This is a genomic window from Thiorhodococcus mannitoliphagus, assembly GCF_010915725.1.
In the GTDB taxonomy this organism is placed as follows: Bacteria; Pseudomonadota; Gammaproteobacteria; order Chromatiales; family Chromatiaceae; genus Thiorhodococcus; species Thiorhodococcus mannitoliphagus.
Map to the genome: position 1 here is coordinate 1 of NZ_JAAIJR010000360.1, position 952 is coordinate 952.

1 protein-coding gene is annotated in these 952 nt (G+C 59.3%); it reads left to right on the forward strand.

Translation table 11 applies throughout. The annotated features are described in order from the left end of the window. Positions 1–16: 16 nt before the first annotated feature. Positions 17–793 carry an IS1595 family transposase gene (locus G3480_RS26875; RefSeq protein ID WP_240906112.1) on the forward strand — a complete coding sequence of 259 codons (777 nt, stop codon included), beginning with the start codon at positions 17–19 and terminating at the stop codon, positions 791–793. Positions 794–952 lie beyond the last annotated feature (159 nt).

The following is a 952-nucleotide window of genomic DNA, read 5'->3' on the forward strand; positions in this document are numbered from 1 at the left end:
GTGCCGTCTCAACGACTTGATCGACGAAGAGAAATGCTACGACGAAGTCCGACGGATGCGTTGGCCGCACGCAGTTGATTGTCCACGTTGTGGCTCCAACAAAATCGTCAAACGTGGCCGCAACCACCGACACAGGGCTTGTCGCCGCGACATCTGCCGAAACTGTGCGAAACGCTTCGATGACCTGACAGGGACGATCTTCATGGGGCGCCACCAGCCGCTGTCGGTGTGGTTCTCCTATCTGTACTTGATGGGCCTGAACCAGTCGAATCTGCAGATCGCCGAAGAGCTCGGTGTGAATGAAAGCGATGGTCAGTGGATGGCCGAGCAACTGCGCGAGGGGATCGTCAAGCGTCGTCGCAAGGCGCGCCTGAGCGGCTTGGTCGAGTGTGATGAGGTCTACATCGTGGCTGGACACAAGGGGCGCCCCGATCGGATCGTGGGACGCGCACCGCGTCGTCGCCGGCTCAAGGGCGCTCCCGGACGGGGCACCTTGGCGAAGGACAAGCCACCGATTTTCGGCATGATCGAGCGTGGCGGAGAGGTGCGCATCGTCATGTTGGCGGACGTCAAACAGCGCACGATCCGCCCCCTCATCGAAGAGACCATTGAGCCTGGCACCCTGATCCACACCGATGAATACGTGATCTACGACGCCTTGCCCGCCTGGGGCTATCAACGTAAAAGCGTCTGTCACAGTCGTGGTGAATACGCTCGCGACGAGGATGGCGACGGCTTTCACGAGGTCCATGTCAACACCATGGAAGGATTTTGGTCGCTGTTGCGCTCCTAGCTGCGTCCGCACCGTGGCATCTCTCAAGAAAAGCTGCCACTGTATCTGGGGTTCTTCGAATTTGTGCATAACGTCAGGCGACGGGGGCGGGCCTTGCTGGGATCACTTCTCGAGACGTTACTGCAGCCGCAAGCATGTCCTCAAAACCCACAATGAGCC